Raw genomic sequence first — 22,030 nt, forward strand, 5'->3', positions numbered from 1 at the left:
ATTACGCACCTAACATATCTTGAATGTCTGACTTTAATACGTCAGCTTTCGGGCCATATACCGCTTGTACACCTTTATCTTTTACGATAAGTCCTAAAGCACCATTTTGTTTCCACTGCGCTTCTGGTGCAACAACATCTAAATCTTTTACTGTTACACGTAAACGTGTCATACAAGCATCTACGTCAGCAATATTTTCTTTTCCACCTAATAAATCAATAACCTTTGTTGCTAATGAACCATCTTGTACATTTCCTGTTCCTTCTGATGCCTCATCCTCATTATCAATATAGTTACCTGCACGTCCTGGTGTTGGTAAGTTGAACTTTTTAATTAAGAAATTGAATAATGTAAAGTTCAGACCGAAGAATACTAATGAAACGATAACGAAATTGATTAAATCTCTAGTTAATCCTGCATTAACCATCATCGGTGTACGAGTAATTAACTCAATGAATCCGAATGCGTGAACACGTAAGTTAATTAAATCTGCTAATGCGAATGCAAGTCCTGTTGTAATTGCATATACAACATATAATACTGGAGCAATAAACATGAACATGAATTCAATTGGTTCTGTTACACCTGTTAAAAATACTGCTAATGCTGCTGATAAGAACATTGGTTTATATTTTGCACGTTTTTCTTTATCAACATTACGGAACATCGCGAAAGCAATACCCATTAATGCTGCTGTTGAACCGATAACTTGTCCAGCTTTGAAACGAGCCGGTACAACATTATTTAATAGATCGTTATATGCTTTTGTATCTCCATTTGCTAATAAGTTATTTAAATCTGTAATCCATGCAAGCCATAATGGATCTTGTCCTGCTACAACTTGTCCAATTTTTGAGCCAGTTAACATCGTATATGTTCCGCCCAGCTCTGTATAGTTCATCGGAATTGTTAACATATGATGTAAACCGAATGGTAATAGTAAACGCTCTAACGTTCCATATACAAATGGTGCAACAATTGGTGCACTATCTTTTGAAGCTGCAATCCAGCGACCAAATTCATTTAATCCACTTTGGATGAATGGCCATAAAAGTGATAATACAATTGCAGTTACTGTAGACCAAACAATTACAACGAATGGCACGAATCGTTTTCCGTTAAAGAATGCTAATGCTTGTGGCAGTTTGTTATAGTTATAATATTTGTTATATAAAGTAGCTCCTAAGAAACCTGTGATAATCCCTACGAAAACCCCCATGTTTAATGCTGGTGCACCAAGTACAGAAGTAAAGTAATCTTTTACAATTAAGTCCCCTGCTAATACTGAAGAAACTTTCGCTTTTGAATCCGCTAACATTTCAGCGTTTACGCCAAATATAGCCCCTGTAATTCTGTTTGTTAAGACGAATGCTAATAGCGCTGCAAATGCACCACCTGCGCGATCTTTCGCCCAAGATCCCCCAATCGCTACTGCGAATAAGATGTGTAGATTAGTAATAATTGCCCAACCGATATCTTCCATTACGCGAGCGATTGTATGAACTGCGTTAATATCCCCAGCAGACATTCCAATTAACTTACCGATAGAAATCATTAAACCAGCTGCTGGCATTACAGCTACAACAACTAATAACGCTTTCCCGAACTTTTGCCAAAAATCAAAAGACGTAATTTTCATCTGTTCTTCCTCCCCTTTATTTATAACAACATAATGATTTAAATTATAATTTCTGTTTCTATTATGAAAACGATTCCTTATGTTACTTCATTTTTATCTTTACGCAACCGTTTTCATAAATCTATTTTAATAAAAGCGTTTTCACTTTGCAATAGAAATTTATTATTTTTCATAAAAAAAGATGCTCTAAGAGCATCCTTTTTTATTATGAAATACGATAAACCCTTGTTTCATACGGCTTTAACGTGATTGAATTTACTTGTTCATGTTCCGCAACTTCATAGTTATTTAAAAGCAAACGTTTGCGTTCTAGTGCAAATAAATCCTCATTATACACAGCTTCCTCTTTTGAGATATTACTAATTACGACTATTTTTTCATCGTTTAATGTACGAGTATATGCATAAATTTGCGGATCATCTTCTAAAAGTAAATCGTACGTACCGTAATTCAGTACATCGTGCTCTTTTTTCAAGGCAATCATTTTCTTATAGAAATTGAAAATAGAGTTTTCTTCATTTTTCTGCTTTTCAACATTAATCTCTTTGTAGTTTTGATTCATACTAAACCAAGGTGCACCTGTTGTGAAGCCAGCATTCATCTCATCGTTCCACTGCATAGGTGTACGTGAATTATCGCGGCAAGAAGCCCATATAATTTCCATCATATCTTGATGTGATACGCCCTCTGCAATTTTCTCACGATATAAATTTTTAGTTGCAACATCATCGTAATCTTCAACATTTGGTAATTGGACATTTGTCATCCCAATTTCTTGTCCCTGATAAATAAACGGTGTACCGTGCATAAAGAAATACATTGCTCCTAGAGCCGTTGCACTTTCACGCCAATATTGTTTATCATCTCCCCAAGTTGAAACGATACGCGGCTTATCGTGATTCTCAATATATAAAGCATTCCATCCTTTATTTTCTAACCCTTTTTGCCATTTCGTTAATACCTTTTTCAGCCCTACAACATCAAGATCTTTCTTCTTTTCTGCATCCCATAAACTTAAATGTTCGAATTGGAATACCATATTGAACTTACCTTGCTCTTCTCCAACCCAAAGCTCAGCATCTTCAATCTTAACGCCATTCGCTTCACCAACAGTCATAATATCGTACTTAGAAAATGTATTTTCTTTTAATTCTTCTAATAAAGGTTGAATACCATCCACATTCATATGTTTATCAAAAGATGGAACATACTTTAGTCCTTTTGGATTTGGCATATCTTTAAAGCCGTCTTCTTTTTTAATATGGCTGATTGCATCTACTCGGAAACCATCAATTCCTTTATCAAGCCACCAATTAACTGTATCGTATAGCACTTCTCGAACTTCTTTATTCTCCCAGTTTAAATCTGGTTGTTTACGCGAGAATAAGTGTAAATAATATTGTCCTGTTACTTCATCATACTCCCATGCCGAACCATTAAAAATACTTTCCCAGTTGTTTGGTTCTGCACCATCTTTACCATCATGCCAAATATACCAATCACGCTTCGGATTGTCTTTAGATGAACGAGACTCAATAAACCATGGATGTTCATCACTTGTATGATTAATAACTAAATCAATAATAAGCTTCATATCACGTTTATGAACTTCATCTAGTAAAGCATCAAAGTCTTCCATCGTCCCAAACTCATCCATAATATCTTGATAATCACTAATGTCATAACCATTATCATCATTAGGTGACTTATACATTGGACAAATCCAAATTACATCTATTCCTAAATCTTTTAAATAATCCAGTTTCGCAATAATACCTTGTAAATCTCCAATACCATCGCCATTTGAATCCATAAAGCTACGTGGATAAATTTGATAAGCAACCGCTTCTTTCCACCATGTCTTATTCATAGTCATTCTCTCCTTTTGCATCCATCGGAATTTTTATGCAAACGTTTTCGTAACACTATCATAACAAAATATGAATAGTTTGCAACTGTTTTCATTGAACTCTATGTAGTTTCTTGATTCTTATGCTTTATTTATTTCTCACAAAGGCAAATCTCATTCTTCTCATCTCCTTGTCCACGCACGTTACATATACTTTTCATATATTAATAAAAAGCCCCGCTTATTTTAGAAAGGAGTGATAAATTGAAACAAACAAAATTAACAGGTCGTATCGTTGTTCCTTCAGCCCCTGACTATGACGTAGCCCGAATGAACTTAAATTTAAGTATTCCAAAACTCCCTTGTATTATTGTGTTTTGTCAAAATAAAAATGATGTGTGTAACGCCTTAAAATGGGCACGCGAGCGTCATGTACCATTTCGCTTAAGAAGCGGACGTCATAGCTATGAAAATTTTTCTCTTTTAAATAGAGGACTTATTATTGACGTGAGTGAAATGCATCGTATTACTGTTCATACAGATAAATTAACAGCAACAATTGAAGCTGGTGCAAACCTTGGCACTGTTTATAAAGAGCTTTGGAATTATGGTGTGACAATACCGGCTGGTACAAGCGCAAGCGTTGGAATTGTTGGATTAGCACTTGGCGGTGGCATCGGTATGCTTTCACGCTTATTTGGATTAACATGTGATCAATTAATAGAAGTTGAAATGGTACAAGCATGTGGTAAATTTGGAGCAAAAATCATTCGTGCAAGCGAACATGAAAACCATAACTTGTTTTGGGCATGCCGCGGTGGCGGTGGTGGAAACTTCGGAATTATTACTTCTTTGACTTTTCGCGTACACCCTATAAAAAATGTATCAATCTTCTCCATTACATGGGAATGGGAAGATTTTATTGCTGCCTTTCAAGCTTGGCAAAACTGGGCGCCTTATGTAGACGAACGTCTTACTTCATCAATTGAATTATTCACAAAACAACAAAACAAAATTGAAGCACAAGGTGAGTTTGTTGGCTCTCCCTCTGAACTCCATTCCTTATTATCTCCTCTTCTTGAAACTGGTACCCCCTCTCTCTTTATAGATGAAGTTCCTTATATAAAGGCTGTTGAATTTTTTAACAGTGGTAACATCCCTGAAAACTTCAAGCGCTCCGGTTCCTACGTATATAAACCTATTCCTCTTAAAGGAATTCAAATCATGCAGTATTTTCTTTCACATGCACCAAATAAAGATGCGAGTATTTGGCACCAATCGCTCGTAGGTGCTGTTAAAAATATTCCGCCTACTGAAACAGCTTATTTCCATCGCAAAGCAATTATTGCGCAAGAATACATTACCTCTTGGAAATGTGATGATGAAGAAAATCGAAATATACGCTGGGTTAAAGATTTACGAGAAAGCTTAGATCCTTATACACTAGGTGACTATGTCAATTGGCCCGATATCGACATTAAAAATTGGCAAACTAGTTATTATGGCCCTAACTTTCAAAGATTACGTAAAGTGAAAACCATATATGATCCTTGCAATGTTTTTCGTTTTCAACAAAGTATTCCACCCTTTCATACGTAAAAAAAGGTAGAAAATAAAAAATCATCCAATATGCCGTTACCCTGCAGCATGTTGGATGATTCAAGTTGATTTTCTATATCGTTTCAAATTATTGCCCCTACTCATAAACTTTCAATTACAGATTAATTGTATTTCGCATCATTTTCATGCAATAAATGTAATTTAATATTTGGTACTTTATCTTTTTCAACACCGCTATTATAAGCAACAGGAATTTGAAATTCGAATTGCTTTGTCTCATGTTTTTGTAAATAGACTGGTTTCGGTACTAGATAACTTTTTGAATTCTCGTTTACATTATCATATCAAACAACTTTTAATGCTTGTGAATGATTACGATAATTTTTTAAAGTAACAATACACTTTCGTTCGATATCCTCTCCATTTTTCTCCATTCTACACTGGCTATCTTCTTTTTTATATTCTATTGCTTCTACCCCTGTTTTTCCTGCGTAGTACCATGTTTTATTTAATGTCTGGAGGATGTTATTTAAAATAAACGACATCATTACAATCAAAATACTAATGCCTACTACTTTTATCTTATTCATTTTTCTAAATGTACTAGACTCCTTTTTTCCTAGCCATTTTAAAAATAATATAAATGCAATTACATGTAGTATGAAAGAAACAATCAATATATTTGAGACTTTATAATCCATATAAACATACGTATGTATCGGAACCTTATAGACATTGAATAGTTTTTCCCCAATTAATTCATTATCATTTGGAATTTTTAATAATAACAAAACCCCTATACTGTAACAAATAGCTACTAATCGATCATACTCAATACGAAGCATTCTTTCTCCCCTTCACTTTGTTTTTTATTATCGATTTTAGCTATTATTACCATACTATACTATCTTTTCATAGAGGAAAACGTAAAAAAGTTACTTATAAATATATAAATAACCTTATTAATATACAGTATGAATTAAAAATCAATATGCAATTTTCACATAGAGATTTCCTCAAAATATGTTGGATTATGTATTGTAATTTTTTTATCTAAAATTGTAACAATACTATCATTTTTTAATTGTTTTAATACGCTACTAACCGTCTCTCGAGACGTACCAGATATTTTCGATATTTCAATTGTTGTAAGTGGGCAGGAAATTACAATTGTTTCACCACTCTGTTCTCCTAAATCCCGCATTAAATAATTTAATGTTTGAATGACCCGATCTTGTGCATTAGGAATTGTAATATTTTGTACTCGATTTTCGTTTAGTTTTAATATCGATGATAATTGCTGAACAACGTACATCAATTGCGTTCTGCTGGATTTTACCATATCTTCAAAGATTACCGTTGGAATATAATATACCTCCACATCCGTCATTGCTTCTGCTGTATAGTTATATCCTCTGTCTGTAAACATACCACCATAAGGAAAAATAGAATACCGCTTTACATAGTCATCGTATAATAAGTTCCCATTTTGATTAACCCGCTCTAACTTTACAAATCCATCTAACATGAAGTAAATTCTTTCTCTTGAATCCCCTTCTAAAAATAAAAATTGACCCTTTTTATAAGTTCGCCAATAGACAAACTCCGTCAAACCTTTCAATTTCTTTTCTGTTAAATGAGCAAATAATTCGAACTGCTTTAAATCCTTAACTACGTTCCGTCTATTCATAAAATTCCCTCTCTCTTGCTGTATGTTGGAGCGAAAAATCAAGAAAGCGTATTCAATTTGAATTTTATCATAACTAACTTATATATTCAGATTTCATCATGAAAACTTTATGAACAATACGTATAAAAAATATGAATCAATAAAAAGAATGAAGTTACTAACTTCATTCTTTTTTCAATAATAAGTAGCGTACATAATGATTTAAACATACATGCATACATTTTGTTTTGAAATAATAGTACCGGCTTTTTCTTCTAGTGCTTCATATACTTTTTCTAAAGACGTAATAATTGTTTTTCTTTTTGGATTTGTATTAACAAAATTAATAGCAGCTTCAATTTTTGGAAGCATGCTTCCCGCAGCAAATTGTTGTTCTTCAATATATTCTTCTAATTGATTCACTGTGATATGCGCTAATTTTTTTTGATTCGGTTGATTATAATTTACATACACATAATCAACTGCAGTTAAAATAACGAGCGTATCGGCATCTACTAATTCTGCTAATTTCTGCGCAGCGAAATCTTTATCGATAACCGCTTCAGTTCCTTTTAGCCCTTCTTCAGAATCAATTACTGGAATTCCACCACCGCCAACAGCTATCACTATATTTCCATCTTCGACCAAAGAATTAATCACTTTATGTTCATGAATACTTACAGGCTTCGGTGATGGAACAACACGTCTCCACCCTCTACCCGCATCTTCTTTAAACACTGCTTTTGTTTCGTCCATTAATCTTCTGGCCTCTTCTTCTGTATAAAAAGGACCAATTGGTTTAGTTGGATTTTTAAATGCCTCATCTTTTTTATCCACAACAACGCGTGTTATAACCGTTGCTACATCTTTTTTTATATTCCGTTTTTTCAATGCCTTTTCAATCGCATTTTCCATCCAATATCCAATCATTCCTTGGCTCATTGCCCCACAAGTATCTAATGGCATTGCAGGTGTCTTTTCCGTTTCTGCAGCTTTTTGCTGCAATAAAATATTCCCCACTTGTGGGCCATTTCCATGTGCAATTACTATATCTACATCATTTTCCATTATTTTCACAAGTTGTTCCGCCGTTTTTTCCAACGCTTCTTGCTGCGCCCCCGCAGTAGCTTTTCCAGACTGTATCGCATTTCCCCCTAGTGCAACTACAATTTTTCTTCGTGCCATATTTCAGCCCTCCAGTTCATTTCGTTTTCACAGAGCTCTATAAAGTAATGCTGCCTGTAATTAATCCATAAATCGCAAAAAATGCTAAAGCACCAATTGCTACGGATGATGCTAATTCCACTCGAGTAAATATTTGCTTCGAACTCTTTTGCTTTTGAACATTGTAAAAAATAAAAATACCTGGCGCATATAAAGTCATTGTTAATAATAGATACTCTAAACCAGCTGCATAAACTAACCAAACGCCATAAATACTTGCTATCAAGCCAATTACTATATTTTTATTTCGATCTACTTCCTCAGAATTTAAGCTATGCTTCAGTTGATAAAATGCTGAAAACGCATATGGAATTAAAATAGCTGAAGATGCTAAAGAGAATGCAAAGTTATACGCCTGATCAGAAACGACGAATGTTAACAAGAACATTTGAATTAAACCATTTGTTATCCATAATGAATTTACTGGAGCCTTATTTTTATTTTCTTTTGCGAACCATTTTGGAAATACTCCATCTTTAGCCGCTAAATATGGAATTTCAGAAGCGAGCAAAGTCCACCCTAACCAAGCACCTAATACAGAGATGACTAAACCTAAATTAATAAAGATAGCACCCCATTTTCCAACAACACTTTCAAATAAATAAGCCATAGCCGGATTTTTCAAACCAGCAATATCTGCTTGTTGCATAAGTCCAAGAGACAATAATGTGATTAAAATGTAAATGATGAGTGTACCAATTAAGCCAATAACCGTTGCTTTCCCTACATCACTTCTATTTTTTGCTCGACTGGATAAAACAACAGCACCTTCTACCCCAATAAATACCCATAAAGTTACAAGCATTGTACTTTTAACTTGGCTGCCAACTGCTCCCCATGAAAAAGAACCAGTTTGCCCCCAAAATCCATCTAAAAACATATCAATATGAAACGCGAAGATTCCTATGACAATAAATACAAATACAGGTACTAATTTTGCGATTGTAGTTACTAAATTCACAAGTGCTGCTGATTGAACTCCACGTAAAATTAACATGTGAACACACCATAATAATACGCTTGCACCAACAATGGACGCTACGTTTTGCCCGCCTTCAAAGATCGGGAAGAAATATCCTAATGAAGAAAACAATAATGTGCCGTAAGCTACATTCCCAAGCCAAGCAGATAGCCAGTATCCCCACGCACTATTAAACCCCATAAAATTACCAAACCCTGCTTTTGCATAGCTAAAAATACCACCATCTAAATCTGGCCGTTTTACAGTTAGATTTTGAAAAGATAATCCAAGTGCAATCATCCCAATTCCTGTTATAACCCAGCCAATAATAATGGCTCCAGCACCAGCACCTTTTGCCATATCACTCGCTAAATTAAAGGCTCCACCGCCAATCATAGACCCCACTACAAGAGCCGTTAATGTAAACAACCCTAGTTTCTTATCTTCACCCATTCCACTCACCTCTCTTTAATTGCAATAACAATACAAAAGCAATAGTGAATGATAGTGTCTAAAGGAGGAGAAAGAAGAAAGGAACACTCCCTTTCTTCTTTACTCCATGTTTCCTAAAGTAGCTGCCATAACCGCTTTAATTGTATGCATTCTATTTTCAGCTTGATCAAATACTTTTGAATGTTTACTGCGGAATACTTCGTCAGTTACCTCCATTTCTTTCAACCCATATTTCTCATAAACTTCTTCGCCATACATCGTTTCGACATCATGAAATGCAGGTAAACAATGTAAGAAAATCACGTTTTCATTCCCTGTTTCTTTAATCATTTTCATATTTACTTGATAAGGTTTCAATAACTTGACACGTTCAGCAAATTTTTCTTCTTCCCCCATAGACACCCATACATCTGTATAAATTACATCTGCATTCGCAACTGCTTCTTCCACATTACTTGTTATCATTACCTGTTCATTATATTTTTTTGCCAAATCTATTACTTCTTGTGCAGGCCATAAAGTTTCCGGTGTACAAATACGTACATCCATTCCAACGATTGCGCCACCAACTAGTAAGCTATTAGCAACATTATTTCGTCCATCTCCAACGTAAACGAGCTTCACATTTTTCAGTTTCCCTACATGTTCTCTAATTGTTAATAAATCTGCTAGTGTTTGTGTTGGATGCCACATATCTGTTAATCCATTCCAAACCGGCACACCAGAATTTTGTGCTAAAGATTCTACAGTTTCATGATTAAATCCACGAAACTCAATTCCGTCAAACATACGCCCTAACACTTTTGCTGTATCCTCTACAGATTCTTTTTTCCCAAGCTGAATATCACCTTTCCCTAAATATTCAGGATTTGCCCCTAAATCTGTACATGCTACTGTAAATGCACAACGCGTACGAGTAGAAGTTTTTTCAAATAAGAGCGCTACATTTTTACCTTCTAAATAATGATGCGGGATACCATTTTTCTTTTTCTCTTTTAATTCTGCTGCCAAATCTAGAAAATATAACAATTCTTCTTGTGTAAAATCTTTTTCTGCTAGAAAGCTTCTTCCTTTTAAATTTGGTCTAGTCATTAACATACTTCATCCCTACTTTCTCCGTTATTTATACTAAATATCTTTACGAACAATTGGCATACTCATGCAACGTGGACCCCCACGACCACGAGATAATTCTGAACTTAGCACCTCAATCACTTCTATACCGTGTTCCCGTAATAACGTATTGGATACATAGTTGCGATCATATGTAACAACTACACCTGGCGCGATTGCTAATGTGTTCGAGCCATCATTCCATTGTTCACGAGCAGAAGCAATTACATCTCCTCCTCCACATGGAATAAGAACTAATTCACTTAAGCCTAATACCTCTTTTAATGCTTCCATTAAAGAAGTACGATGTGTAATTTTAAGAGTTTCCTCATCTAATCCTTTTTCTAAAATATAAATATTCATATTCCCTTTTGGCCCTTGAATAGCTGGGTGAATTGTAAACTTGTCATAATCAACCATTGTAAATACTGTATCTAAATGCATAAATGCTCGGCATTTTGGAATTTCTATTGCTAACACTTTCTTAATTTTATTTTGTCGGCTAAAGAGATTTTTTGCTAAACGTTCAATTGCTTTAGCTGAAGTACGAGCAGATACTCCAATCGCAATTGTTTCTTCATTTAAAATTAGCTCGTCGCCACCTTCAATTGGAAATTTATAATCACGATCTAACCAGATTGGTACATTATGTTTTTCAAATCTTGGATGATATTTAATGATGTACTCCATGAATAATGATTCACGTCTACGCGCTGGTTCTCTCATCTTATTTATCGTTAAGCCATCGCCCACGCTAGCTGCTGGATCACGAGTAAAATATAAATTAGGCATTGGATCTAAGTAGAACGGATAGTGATCTTCCATTAATTCATATAAATGTGTCTTCTTACTTGTTTCAATTTCGTTTTTCCGTACACCGCCCATAATTTTTTGAATTAATTCTTCATTTGAAAAGGAAAGTAAATATTCTTTTAAAGTTTGATGTGCAACATTTACGTCGGCCTGTCCTTCTTTTAAAATACGATCAACAAATTCTTCTCGAAGTTTTTTATCTACTAACGCCTCAGCGGCTAGTTTTTCTAAATAAAGAACTTCAACACCCCGATTGCGTAACGTTTGTGCAAAATAATCATGCTCTTTTTGAATAATTGGTAAGTATGGAATATCGTCAAATAATAATTGCTGTAAATAATCTGGTGTTAAGTTTTCCACTTCTTTACCCGGTCGTTTTAATAAAACCGTTTGTAATTCCCCAATTTCTGAAGTAACATGTATCGGATGCTTCATTTGTTGTACCTCCTTTTAAATATGTTTGATGTCTTACAAGTACATAATAAATGCTACACGCTTTCACCTTTGTGAAATCATCCACATTATCATTGTGAAATATTAAACAAGTTATTTTTTTAAAATCATATTAATTTGTATTTTTATAATAATCCATCCCGATTTTTTAATAAAAAATACATATATTACGCATATATGTTGAATATTTAACTTCCGTATTTACACAAAAATCCTGTTTTTAATAAAAATTAAAAACAGGATTTTGCATCTAAAGAATTAAATTTAATCTTTCTTCTAAAATCTCCCTATCTGATTTCGACTGAGAAATTATAAGGCATGTATCATTTCCACATATACATCCTATTTTTCTTTCCAATCTAACTCATCAAACAAAACACCAATAACATGTGCATTTCCAGGTAATGTTTTAATAACCATTAATTGATCTACACAATCAATTTTCACAACAACCTCTCGTAATTTTTTCTTTAATTTTATATCAGTTTGTAAATGCTCTTCTGAGAAAATTTTATATATCATCAATCCTTCTTGAGAAGGTACCTTCGTTAAGTTTAACTCACGAATATCTCGAGAAACCGTAGCTTGTGTTACTAATACATCTTTTTTTGCTAACAATTCTACTAATCTTTCTTGCTTCTCTATTTCATACTCTTTTACAAATTGTTTAATTAATCGTTGTCTTTTTTCTTTTTTCATAAAAGACACCCCTTTTAATATTATAGCTCGCTATAAATTTCATCCGAAAGGGACAGAAAAGAATGTTGCGGAAACGTTCATAGTTTCTATCTTTTAACTATAGATATTAAATCTAGCTAAAAAAAGAGAAGAACAGTATTCTGTTCTTCTCTTTTACATTGAAAATCGTTTAATTGTTTGTTTCAATTCTGTTGCTTGTTTCTCTAGATCCTTTAATAATTGATCGATTGCTATCATATTTTTAGATTGTTGCAACGTCACACGTGCTACTTCTTGTGAACCAGCTGACGTTTCTTCAGCAATTGCTGCTACGGCCTTTGTTTGTGCTCCTGTTTGATGAATGTGGTTCACTTGTTCATTCATATAACCACTAATTTGCTTCGTTGCATCCGCTACTTCCATAACACTTGATGACATTTCTTTTAAAATTAATTCCGTAGCCTCCCCACGTTTCGCCTCTTCTTTAGCTATTTTCACTTGTTCTGTCATTTTCATTGCAACTTGTTGTACTTCCTCTTGCATATTTCGTAATAACTGCGATATGTTTCTTGCAGAATGATCACTTTCATCAGCAAGTTTTCGTACTTCTTCCGCAACAACCGCAAAGCCTCTTCCATGCTCTCCTGCACGAGCAGCCTCAATAGAAGCGTTTAGTGCTAATAAATTAGTTTGGCTAGCAATCTCACTCACAACAGATACAATATGTTCTACTTGTTTCATTCTTTCCTCTAACTTCTGTACATTTTGCATTGAATCTTCATTTTCTTTCGCCAATGTTTGAATACCTTGAATTAAAGACGTAAAGACACGCGTACTATGCCCTAAAGCTTGAACCATTTCTGAAGACAACTCATCAGACTGTTTCGCTTTCTCTTCTACTTCACTTGCAATAGAAGTTGTTGTATCAACAGCAGAAACAATTGCCTGAATGGATGCCGCTGATTGCTCAGCGCCAGAAGAAATCTCTGCAAGTGTTTCAGAAACACCTTGTGCTTGTTTCGTTGCTTCGCCTGTTTGTTTTCTAATTTGCTGTACTTGATTGTTTGTATACGAAAATGTTGTATCAATATTTTTTACCATGCCCCTTAAGTTCCCTAGCATCATATTAAATGCAACACTTAAAGATTTAATTTCATCATCAGTCTTCGGTAACGGAACATCTTCACGAATGTCTCCTTCAGCCGCTTTTCTCGCCGCCTCCTCTAACTTTCGAAGCGGTTTAATTAAAAATATGGCTGCTCCATATGCTAAAATTCCAGACCATACTACCCCTAATAACATAACGATAATATTATATGCAGTTTGACTTACATAACTTTGAAAATAATCATATATCACATAAATAAAAAATATACTTGTTGAATATGTAATTAAAGCTAAAACTGTAGTGAATAGCATAAGTTGTGTACGTAAGCCAAAGGAAAATGTCTTCCTTTCTTTTTCCATCTCTTCTTTCCCCCTTTGTATAAGTAATATAAGTACTACCTATATATTATTATCCATATTTTCATTATAGAAGGATATAGAGATTTCAAAAAATTATTATTTCCTTTAATATCAAATCCACGAAAAAAATAAAGGATTCTGACAATTTGTGACTAATAACAGAAATAAGGGGCAACATTTGTAAAATATATTTTTGACTGGGGGTTTTGTATGATTCAGGTTCGAAATCTAGTAAAATCATTTGGCTCACTTGACGTTTTAAAAGGAATTGATTTAGAAGTACAAGAAAAAGAAGTTGTCGTTTTAATTGGTGCCAGTGGTTCCGGTAAAAGTACATTACTTCGCTGTCTTAACTTTTTAGAAATGTACGATGAAGGTGAAATTCACTTACAAGGTGAACGAATTGATCCAAAGCATTCAAATTTAAACAAAGTCCGCGAAAATGTCGGTATGGTTTTTCAGCACTTTAACCTCTTTCCTCATATGACCTCACTAGAAAACATCATAGAAGCACCTATTCATGTAAAAAAATTAGAAGCAGCAAATGCAAAAGAAATCGGAAATCAGCTTCTGCAAAAAGTCGGCCTACAAGATAAAGCAGATGTAACGCCCCATCTCCTATCAGGTGGTCAAAAACAGCGTATTGCTATTGCACGAGCTCTTGCTATGAATCCTAAAATTATGCTATTTGATGAACCTACCTCAGCTTTAGACCCTGAACTTGTTGGAGAAGTATTGCAAGTTATGAAAGAACTTGCTGAAGAAGGAATGACCATGGTTATTGTTACTCATGAAATGAATTTCGCAAGAGATGTAGCTGATCGCGTCATTTTTATGGATGATGGAAAAATTGTAGAAGATGCTCCGCCAGCACAATTCTTTTCAGCTCCATCACATGAACGAGCGAAACAATTTTTACGTAACGTTTTATAATATAACTTCTGTTTCAAACGAAAAGAAATACATTCATACGGTGCACAACTAATCATCTAAATAAAATATTTCAATAACATACTTAAAACCATCCGTATGATCAATATATAGGAGGGGTTTTATGAAAAGAAAACTATTAACCATTGTTGCGAGTATTACATTATGCACATCCTTTATACTAGGAGCCTGTAGTAAGGAAAGTGCTACTACTTCTTCAAATGGTGAAAAAGAATTTCGTTATGCGATGAGTGGCTTATATAAGCCTTTTAACTATAAAGAAAATGACGGAAAACTTGTCGGTTTTGATGTAGAACTAGGTGAAGCACTTGCGAAAAAAATGAATATGAAACCAACCCCTATTACAAATCCATGGGAAACGCTAATCCAAGGTCTCAAAGCGAAAAAGTATGATGTAATACTGGGCAGTATGGCAATTACAGAAGAACGCTTAAAAGCTGTTAATTTCTCAAATCCTTATTATCGTTCTGGTGCCCAAATTTTTGTAGCTAAAAAGAATACATCTATCTCTTCTCCAGAAGATTTAAAGGGTAAGAAAATTGGTGTTGTAAAAGCTAGTACCTTTAAAGACCTCGTTGCAAAATATACAGATCAAATTACAGAATACGATAGCGATATTACTGCACTTATGGACTTAGAGCCTGGACGTATCGACGCAGTAATTACAGATCAAATGGTTGGTTTACGCATGATCAAAGAAGGTAAATCAAATATAAAAGAAGCTGGAAAACCACTAAACCTTGATGAAATGGGAATTGCTATTCGTAAAGATGATAAAGAAATGGTCGAGAAAGTAAATAAAGCTTTAGATGAAATTATTAAAGATGGTACGTATGAAAAGATCAGTAAAAAATGGTTTGGGCGTAATATTCTTGGTGAAGAGGAAAAAACAAAGTAATTTAGCCCTTCAAAGTTTCCATAAATCATGCCCCACTTTGTGTGGGGCATTTCATTCTCTACTAAAATCTATACAATATGAGGTGAAACGCATGTTTGAAATTTTTATCTCTACCTATCCCACACTCTTAAAAGCTACTATTGTCACATTACAATTAACACTAACATCCCTATTACTCGGTTCACTAATTGGATTACTATTCGCTTTCTTTCGAATCTCTAACAATAAAGTTTTAAATAGTATCGCTCACGTATACATCGCCATTATTCGTGGTACACCTTTAATTGTTCAAATCGCCATTCTCTATTTTGGGATTACATCCGTTGTTGTTTTTACTCCTTTTTGGGCAGGAGCCATTGCTTTAGCAATCCACAACGGTGCATATATTACTGAAATTTTCCGAGGCTCTATCCAATCTGTCGATCGTGGACAAATGGAAGCAGCTCGCTCTCTAGGTATGCCATATCCTTTAGCGATGCGCCGTATTGTATTACCGCAAGCATTTCGTCAATCTATTCCTCCTTTAGGAAATCAGTTTATTATTGGATTAAAGGACTCTTCCCTCGTTGCTTACGTAGGATTGTCCGAATTATGGGGATCAGGTTTATCCATTGCTGCAGGGAACTTCCAACAATTAGATACATATATAATCGTTGGTTTATATTATCTCGTGCTCGTTCTCCTATTCACTTACCTTGTTAATCTTTTAGAAAAACGATTACAGCGAAAAGAAACTAACTCCGTCCAATTCCATACAAAGAACAAAAAGGAAGTTTCTTTATAAAAAAAGCAAGCCTGAGATGGCTTGCTTTTTCACTGCAACATATATCTATTTTTATTGATTTACTTTTTTAATACTCTCTTCTTCCTCTATATGTTCCTCACGATATGAAATATTATGAGGATCTAGTCCATTTCCTAAAGAACCATAGAAATGCTCTCTATGCGGATCCACTAATTCACTTCCTTGATAATACACACGTGGTGTATTCCATAGCGCTGCCAAAGCTTTTGTCATCGGCATCTCATGATAGCGTTCCGGCCACATTTCTTTAATTTTCTCTTTTACTAACGGGTAGTATTTAGAGCTCATAGCAGGGAACAAATGATGTTCTGTATGATATGAGAAATTGAAATGTAAAACGTCTACCCAACGCGGCACTGTTACTGATAAACAGTTTGCTAACGGATCATTTACTGGAACAATTGGATTTAAGCGGTGATTTGTTGCGATATATGCCATTACAATAAAGTTAGCAATTAACAATGGAATCACATATGCAAATAACCATTTTCCAGGTCCCATAATAAACAATAAACTAATCCAAACAGTCCAAGGCAAAAGAAGTTGAAGCCATACAGATTTTTGATTGGATGACTTAAACTCTTTTATAAAATGAAAGAACATTCGAGTCGAATGCAATGTAAATTGAATTGTTAGTGACAGAAAACTAAAGAATGAACGTACATGAAGAGGCATGCGATATACCCAGCTCAAAAACTTACTCTTTTTAAGCTTCTCAAGTGTAGGCCATGCATCTGGATCATTCTCTTCATGTTGTGTATGAACGTGATGCGTTGCATTATGCCACTTTCGCCAAAGTTTAGGACCTGTTGATAATGGCATAAATGCAATCGCTCCTAAGAAATCACGAAGCCATGCCTTTCTTACAACAGTTCCATGTAAAATTTCATGCCCTAAAAAACCAAGTGAAGCAAAACATAATCCAAGAACGATCGCAATTCCTAGATTAGCCCACACATTCAATTCAAATACACCAATCGATATTAACCCCGCCAATGCCACAAGTAAATAAGCCAGTCCGCCAAATAAACGAGTAGGAACTGGTTTAAATGCTTTTTTCGGCAAATGTGGTGATACACGTGCTGCATACCACCCAAACGTATGAAGCTCCTTCATCCTTTTGCCCCTTTCTTATGCCGCGCCTTGCGCAACTTACATATATCAATTCTTGCTTCCAGATTGATTTTACTAGGTGATTAAAAAGCATCTAGTATAAGGAAAATATACTCACTCTATCGTCACTTATTTTTCGCTTTTATTATCAATGAAAAACATTTATCTTTTTACTCTCTATCAACCTTTCCACATGATGAATCATATCAATAGAATTTCTACATTGTCAATAACTTTTATGACCTAGTAATAAAAGTTGGTTATATTTTTATAATTATACTTTATTTCAATAAAGAAAAAACACATATTTTATAAGGTTTCATCTATTATACATATACGTACCTTGACATGCTATAGACTCTATCTTATTCAAGAACTCTCTGTGTAAACAACAAATACACTCACTTAAATTTAAGCTTTACACAACTTCTACCTCTTCATACCAACAAGACCTAATAATTATACTGAAATAATTTTATCTTTCTTTTAAATAAAAATAGCCTTCCTCTAAAACAGCACACATGAATTTCATCTCATATGGAAATATTAAAAGGAAAATTGTTCTAAATCAGGAGGTTTCCTTAATGACAAGCGATACATTTCCACAATTCCCATCATCTTATTGGATTGAATCTACTCAACTCCCTGCTTTTCCCCCTTTATCTGAAAATATAAAGACAAAAGTCGCTATTATAGGTGCTGGTATTACAGGTATTACTACTGCCTATTTACTTGCAAAAGAAGGCATCGATGTTGTATTAATTGATTCTGGTCTTATTTTAAACGGGACGACTGGACATACAACAGCGAAGATAACAGCGCAACATGATCTTATTTATGATGAATTAATAAACCATTTCGGTATGGAAAAGGCCGGGCTTTACTATGAATCAAATAATCATGCCCTACAATTTATTAATGAAACTTTGCAAACATATAAAATCGACTGTAATTTCTCAAATGAAGATTCATATTTATATACAACTACTGATAAGGGATTAAGAAATTTATCGAAAGAATATGAAGCTTATCAAAAATTAAATATACCTTGTGACTATGTTCAATCTCTATCGATTCCAATTCCAGTACAATCTGCACTTGTCATGAAAAATCAAGCCCAGTTTCATCCCCTTCTTTATTTGAAAACGCTTTTAGAAAAGTTTGTGGAGATGGGTGGAAAAGTTTATGAACAAACGACTGCTATGGATGTAGAAAAAGGAGATTCTCCACAAGTCATTACAAAGGACGGACATCGCATTACGTGTGAATATGTTGTCTCTTGTTCACACTTTCCTTTTTATGATGCGAATAGCTTTTTCTTTACGCGAATGTACGCAGAACGCTCTTATGCTCTTGCTATTAAAACAAAAACAGATTATCCAGGTGGCATGTATTTAAGTATTGATGACCCAAAACGCTCCTTACGCTACACAACAAGCAATGGGGAAAAATTAATTTTAATTGGCGGAGAAAGTCATAAAACAGGCCAAGGAATAAACACGATGCTTCATTATGAAGCACTGTATTCTTTTGCAGAAGCAACGTTTGGGGTAGATGAGGTTCCTTATAGATGGTCAGCACAAGATTTAATCACGCTAGATAAGGTCCCTTATATCGGACATATTAACGAGAGCAATCCAAATATATTTGTTGCAACTGGATATCGTAAATGGGGGATGACAACTGGAACTGCTGCTGCTCATTTACTGAAGGATTCCATTCTAAAAGTAGATAGTCCATATAAAGAACTATATGCACCTTCACGCTTTCATGCAAATCCAGATATAAAAACGTTCTTCTCCCAAAACATTGATGTTGCGAAACATTTAATTGAAGGAAAGATTGAAACTGCATTACGTAAGCCAGAAGATCTCGAAGTTGGTGAAGGATCTGTCGTACATGTTAACGGGAAACGAGCAGGTGCTTATAAGGACAAAGATGGAAAATTACATATTGTCGATACAACTTGTACACATCTCGGCTGCGAAGTGGAATGGAATAATGGTGATTGTACTTGGGACTGCCCTTGCCACGGTTCCCGTTTTTCAATTGAAGGAGATGTTATTGAAGGTCCGGCAGATCAACCGTTAAAACGAGTTGATAATGAGTAAATAAATAAAGAAGTTCAACAGAATGACTGTTGAACTTCTTTATTTGCTATAAAACTTTTTCATATAAATTCCGACATAAGAGGGGAAATATTAACATCAAATGAAATAATATATTCATCTACAAATCAAAAGGGGTGAACATTATGCAACCTTCAGCTCCACCTCATCCAGAATCTACAAAAACTATCTTTTCGAACTCTATTACAAAGCTTGTTGTTTTTATTTGTTGGCTAGCCATTCTAGCTGACGGCTATGATTTAGGTATTTACGGGGCCGTTCTGCCTAAGCTACTGGAAGACAACAGCTGGGCACTATCACCAGCTCATGCTGGTACAATTGCCAGCTATGCTTTGTTTGGAATGTTTATTGGCGCTATTCTAGTTGGAACTATTACAGATCTAATTGGACGAAAATGGACACTTATATGCTGTTTAGCACTTTTTTCTACTACAATGGGCCTAGCTGCACTTGCTCCTTCTCCTGAATTATTTGGACTATGGCGATTTATCGGAGGAATTGGACTAGGCGGTGTCATTCCAACAGCTTCCGCACTTACTGTTGAATATTCACCCAAAAAGCGACAATCTTTTATTTATGCTCTTATGTTTACTGGCTATCCTTTAGGTATCGTGTTAGGCGCTATTTTGTCCATGTTTATGTTAGAAGACTTCGGATGGAGAATTATGTTTGGCATCGGAATGATTCCACTACTCCTCATTCCTTTCATTATTCGTTATTTACCTGAATCCATTCAATTTTTGTTATCACGTAACCGCCAAGAAGAAGTGGATAAAATTCTTAATCGTTTTCAAATTGAATTCCATGCAAAAGAGAAAACTCATCAACCCCCATCTAATATACGAAAGAAAAATGGATTTCTTACTTTATTCTCAAAAGAATACATAAAAGCAACGCTGCTTTTTTGGATCACTTATATAATGGGGATGTTTTTAATATACGGTTTAAATACTTGGTTACCTCAGATGATGCGACAGGCAGGATATCCTCTTGGATCTAGTTTATCATTTCTACTTATGCTAAATATTACCGCCGCTATCGGTGCATTATTTGCTGGAGCAATCGCAGATCGTATAGGAGCCAAAATTGTTATTAGCATTTCCTATCTTATGGCAGCTGTATGTATTGGACTATTAACAATTAAACCATCTGTTACAATCATTTATCTTTTAATTGGTCTTGCTGGAATTGGATCGGTCGGTATTACTCAAATATTAAATGCATATGTGACACAATACTTCCCATCCCATATCCGAGCTACTTCCTTAGGCTGGGGACTTGGACTTGGCCGAGTTGGCGCAATTACTGGTCCTATTCTTGTCGGTATTATTATGACAATGCAATATGACTTAGTATGGAATTTTTACTTATTCTCATTTGCAGGTCTTCTTGCAGCTATATCTGTTTTCTTTATTCCTACAAAATAAAAAGAGCACAAACTTACTTGTGCTCTTTTTCGTATACCGCAAACAACATATCTCGAAACAATGTATTTAAACTCTCAATATCGATCCCTGATCCCTTTTCAATTCCTTTTACATATTGCTGATAGTAATGAATTTGTTCTTCTAAAAATTGATTCAACACATCAATTTTTAATCCAACATCTAATTCAGTACCTGCCTTTTTCTTTATTAACAACTGTTCAATTTCATCTAATACGCTACGCTCCAATGATAATTCTGTAATTAATCGATCGAATTCTACAGGAGGCAAAGTTGTTTTCTCCTCTAGCCACTTACAAGCCAAAATAGGACGCAATACATAAAAGTACTTTTTTAATTTTACATTCTCACCTTGCAAAAATTCACGATAATTTTTTGAAGCCATATGTAAGTAATGATATATCGTTGCTTTCGGATCGAAGTTCTTTTCACTCATTTGCTGAAGCTGTTCTGGAAAATTAGAGTTTTTCGAATAAAAAATGGGTGATCGAATCCATTCGAGTAAAGCTGGGTTTGACTTTGCAAATAGTTGTAACGCTTTTTTAATATCCCATCCGCTTATATCTAAATCATCACTAATCGGATACTCAATTACATCTCGTTTATCATGAATGGATAAATACCATTCTACCGGGTGCATATAAACGAATCTAACATCATAATCACTATCTTTTGATGGAAATCCCCATGCACGACTCCCTGACTCCACAGCGAATAAAATTTTCACATCATTTTCTTTCTCAATTCGTTCTAACTCCAACTTAATATTCTCTCTCATTTCATACCCTCTCCATTTTTTGATTATTTCCT

General features: G+C 34.7%; 16 protein-coding genes and 3 pseudogenes. 6 read left to right on the plus strand and 13 right to left on the minus strand.

What is annotated here, in order from left to right; all coding sequences use genetic code 11:
* Position 1: 1 nt before the first annotated feature.
* Both PQF83_RS22840 and PQF83_RS22845 read right to left on the minus strand, forming a co-directional pair.
* On the minus strand, positions 2 to 1,639 hold the full coding sequence (locus PQF83_RS22840; protein ID WP_000705535.1) for a PTS transporter subunit IIBC: 1,638 nt from the start codon (positions 1,637 to 1,639) through the stop codon (positions 2 to 4).
* Positions 1,640 to 1,844: 205 nt separating this feature from the next.
* Complete coding sequence (locus tag PQF83_RS22845) at positions 1,845 to 3,509, minus strand: glycoside hydrolase family 13 protein (protein ID WP_001044741.1); 1,665 nt, start codon at positions 3,507 to 3,509, stop codon at positions 1,845 to 1,847.
* Positions 3,510 to 3,752: 243 nt separating this feature from the next.
* Here PQF83_RS22845 and PQF83_RS22850 point away from each other — a divergent pair, with 243 nt between their 5' ends.
* Entirely contained in the window at positions 3,753 to 5,087 is a 1,335-nt protein-coding gene (locus PQF83_RS22850; RefSeq protein ID WP_000814875.1) for an FAD-binding oxidoreductase, read from the plus strand.
* Between the two features lie 122 nt (positions 5,088 to 5,209).
* On the opposite strand, the pseudogene PQF83_RS22855 reads toward PQF83_RS22850, so the two are convergent.
* The 9 genes and pseudogenes from PQF83_RS22855 to PQF83_RS28620 form a co-directional block, all read right to left on the minus strand.
* A pseudogene (locus PQF83_RS22855) lies at positions 5,210 to 5,893 on the minus strand (ABC transporter permease).
* Between the two features lie 155 nt (positions 5,894 to 6,048).
* Positions 6,049 to 6,738, minus strand: a complete 690-nt coding sequence (locus PQF83_RS22860; RefSeq protein WP_001081907.1) for a Crp/Fnr family transcriptional regulator — start codon at positions 6,736 to 6,738, stop codon at positions 6,049 to 6,051.
* Between the two features lie 201 nt (positions 6,739 to 6,939).
* Positions 6,940 to 7,902 (minus strand): carbamate kinase, encoded by a 963-nt coding sequence (arcC, locus tag PQF83_RS22865; protein ID WP_000113961.1) that lies wholly within the window; start codon positions 7,900 to 7,902, stop codon positions 6,940 to 6,942.
* Between the two features lie 37 nt (positions 7,903 to 7,939).
* Positions 7,940 to 9,355 (minus strand): arginine-ornithine antiporter, encoded by a 1,416-nt coding sequence (gene arcD, locus PQF83_RS22870; RefSeq protein ID WP_000503407.1) that lies wholly within the window; start codon positions 9,353 to 9,355, stop codon positions 7,940 to 7,942.
* A gap of 99 nt (positions 9,356 to 9,454) precedes the next feature.
* Positions 9,455 to 10,453: an ornithine carbamoyltransferase gene (gene argF / locus PQF83_RS22875; protein ID WP_002163765.1), complete on the minus strand. Its 999-nt coding sequence runs from the start codon at positions 10,451 to 10,453 to the stop codon at positions 9,455 to 9,457.
* A 30-nt stretch (positions 10,454 to 10,483) separates the two neighbouring features.
* Complete coding sequence (arcA, locus tag PQF83_RS22880) at positions 10,484 to 11,716, minus strand: arginine deiminase (RefSeq protein ID WP_000682336.1); 1,233 nt, start codon at positions 11,714 to 11,716, stop codon at positions 10,484 to 10,486.
* A gap of 268 nt (positions 11,717 to 11,984) precedes the next feature.
* A pseudogene (gene argR, locus PQF83_RS22885) lies at positions 11,985 to 12,433 on the minus strand (arginine repressor).
* A 153-nt stretch (positions 12,434 to 12,586) separates the two neighbouring features.
* On the minus strand, positions 12,587 to 13,537 hold the full coding sequence (locus PQF83_RS22890; protein ID WP_404978333.1) for a methyl-accepting chemotaxis protein: 951 nt from the start codon (positions 13,535 to 13,537) through the stop codon (positions 12,587 to 12,589).
* Positions 13,529 to 13,879, minus strand: a pseudogene (locus tag PQF83_RS28620) (HAMP domain-containing protein); the annotation flags it as partial. The pseudogene PQF83_RS28620 and the gene PQF83_RS22890, both read right to left, overlap by 9 nt.
* A gap of 210 nt (positions 13,880 to 14,089) precedes the next feature.
* On the opposite strand from PQF83_RS28620, the gene PQF83_RS22895 reads away from it, so the two are divergent.
* The 3 genes from PQF83_RS22895 (at position 14,090) to PQF83_RS22905 (ending at position 16,512) form a co-directional block, all read left to right on the plus strand.
* A complete protein-coding gene (locus PQF83_RS22895; RefSeq protein ID WP_000616944.1) occupies positions 14,090 to 14,812 on the plus strand; it encodes an amino acid ABC transporter ATP-binding protein in 723 nt (240 codons plus the stop codon).
* Between the two features lie 121 nt (positions 14,813 to 14,933).
* On the plus strand, positions 14,934 to 15,728 hold the full coding sequence (locus tag PQF83_RS22900) for an ABC transporter substrate-binding protein (RefSeq protein ID WP_000823738.1): 795 nt from the start codon (positions 14,934 to 14,936) through the stop codon (positions 15,726 to 15,728).
* Between the two features lie 91 nt (positions 15,729 to 15,819).
* Positions 15,820 to 16,512, plus strand: coding sequence for an amino acid ABC transporter permease (locus tag PQF83_RS22905; RefSeq protein WP_000461541.1), 693 nt, complete (start codon positions 15,820 to 15,822; stop codon positions 16,510 to 16,512).
* A 51-nt stretch (positions 16,513 to 16,563) separates the two neighbouring features.
* Here the strand turns inward: PQF83_RS22905 and PQF83_RS22910 are convergent, their stop codons facing one another.
* On the minus strand, positions 16,564 to 17,649 hold the full coding sequence (locus PQF83_RS22910; protein WP_000661225.1) for a fatty acid desaturase family protein: 1,086 nt from the start codon (positions 17,647 to 17,649) through the stop codon (positions 16,564 to 16,566).
* Positions 17,650 to 18,230: 581 nt separating this feature from the next.
* Here PQF83_RS22910 and PQF83_RS22915 point away from each other — a divergent pair.
* Together PQF83_RS22915 and PQF83_RS22920 are read left to right on the plus strand one after the other, a co-directional pair.
* Positions 18,231 to 19,757: an FAD-dependent oxidoreductase gene (locus PQF83_RS22915; RefSeq protein ID WP_000199956.1), complete on the plus strand. Its 1,527-nt coding sequence runs from the start codon at positions 18,231 to 18,233 to the stop codon at positions 19,755 to 19,757.
* A gap of 143 nt (positions 19,758 to 19,900) precedes the next feature.
* Positions 19,901 to 21,202, plus strand: coding sequence for an MFS transporter (locus tag PQF83_RS22920; RefSeq protein WP_001183120.1), 1,302 nt, complete (start codon positions 19,901 to 19,903; stop codon positions 21,200 to 21,202).
* Positions 21,203 to 21,215: 13 nt separating this feature from the next.
* Here the strand turns inward: PQF83_RS22920 and PQF83_RS22925 are convergent, their stop codons facing one another.
* A complete protein-coding gene (locus tag PQF83_RS22925; RefSeq protein WP_001208934.1) occupies positions 21,216 to 21,998 on the minus strand; it encodes a nucleotidyltransferase domain-containing protein in 783 nt (260 codons plus the stop codon).
* Positions 21,999 to 22,030: the final 32 nt, after the last annotated feature.

Source organism: Bacillus sp. FF-1 (genome assembly GCF_028548245.1).
GTDB classification, from domain to species: Bacteria; Bacillota; Bacilli; order Bacillales; family Bacillaceae_G; genus Bacillus_A; species Bacillus_A paranthracis.

Excerpts from the sequence above, each read along its gene's own strand:
- PQF83_RS22840 (WP_000705535.1), bottom strand. The coding sequence starts at position 1,639 with ATGAAAATTACGTCTTTTGATTTTTGGCAAAAGTTCGGGAAAGCGTTA.
- PQF83_RS22845 (WP_001044741.1), bottom strand. The coding sequence starts at position 3,509 with ATGAATAAGACATGGTGGAAAGAAGCGGTTGCTTATCAAATTTATCCA.
- PQF83_RS22860 (WP_001081907.1), bottom strand. The coding sequence starts at position 6,738 with ATGAATAGACGGAACGTAGTTAAGGATTTAAAGCAGTTCGAATTATTT.
- arcC (WP_000113961.1), bottom strand. The coding sequence starts at position 7,902 with ATGGCACGAAGAAAAATTGTAGTTGCACTAGGGGGAAATGCGATACAG.
- arcD (WP_000503407.1), bottom strand. The coding sequence starts at position 9,355 with ATGGGTGAAGATAAGAAACTAGGGTTGTTTACATTAACGGCTCTTGTA.
- argF (WP_002163765.1), bottom strand. The coding sequence starts at position 10,453 with ATGTTAATGACTAGACCAAATTTAAAAGGAAGAAGCTTTCTAGCAGAA.
- arcA (WP_000682336.1), bottom strand. The coding sequence starts at position 11,716 with ATGAAGCATCCGATACATGTTACTTCAGAAATTGGGGAATTACAAACG.
- PQF83_RS22890 (WP_404978333.1), bottom strand. The coding sequence starts at position 13,537 with ATGATGCTAGGGAACTTAAGGGGCATGGTAAAAAATATTGATACAACA.
- PQF83_RS22895 (WP_000616944.1), top strand. The coding sequence starts at position 14,090 with ATGATTCAGGTTCGAAATCTAGTAAAATCATTTGGCTCACTTGACGTT.
- PQF83_RS22900 (WP_000823738.1), top strand. The coding sequence starts at position 14,934 with ATGAAAAGAAAACTATTAACCATTGTTGCGAGTATTACATTATGCACA.
- PQF83_RS22905 (WP_000461541.1), top strand. The coding sequence starts at position 15,820 with ATGTTTGAAATTTTTATCTCTACCTATCCCACACTCTTAAAAGCTACT.
- PQF83_RS22910 (WP_000661225.1), bottom strand. The coding sequence starts at position 17,649 with ATGAAGGAGCTTCATACGTTTGGGTGGTATGCAGCACGTGTATCACCA.
- PQF83_RS22915 (WP_000199956.1), top strand. The coding sequence starts at position 18,231 with ATGACAAGCGATACATTTCCACAATTCCCATCATCTTATTGGATTGAA.
- PQF83_RS22920 (WP_001183120.1), top strand. The coding sequence starts at position 19,901 with ATGCAACCTTCAGCTCCACCTCATCCAGAATCTACAAAAACTATCTTT.
- PQF83_RS22925 (WP_001208934.1), bottom strand. The coding sequence starts at position 21,998 with ATGAGAGAGAATATTAAGTTGGAGTTAGAACGAATTGAGAAAGAAAAT.